The organism is Vibrio sp. HI00D65 (genome assembly GCF_001635455.1).
Lineage (GTDB): Bacteria > Pseudomonadota > Gammaproteobacteria > Enterobacterales > Vibrionaceae > Vibrio.
On sequence record NZ_LWEH01000204.1, the window covers coordinates 1 to 230 of the forward strand.

Sequence of the window (230 nt, forward strand, 5' to 3'; positions counted from 1 at the left end):
TGTAGACCAAGAACGTAAAGCGATCATCGTTAACGGTAATTTCATCCAAGTTATCTACGCAAATAAACCAGAAGACGTGGATTATACGGCTTACGGAATCAATAATGCTTTAGTTGTTGATAACACAGGTGTCTGGCGCGACGCAGAAGGTCTAAACCAACACTTAGCTTGTAACGGTGCAAGCAAAGTACTGCTTACTGCACCAGGCAAAGGTGACATCAAAAACGTTG

General features: G+C 42.6%; 1 pseudogene. It reads left to right on the plus strand.

From position 1 onward, the window contains the following. A pseudogene (locus A3712_RS15580) lies at positions 1–230 on the plus strand (glyceraldehyde-3-phosphate dehydrogenase); the annotation flags it as partial.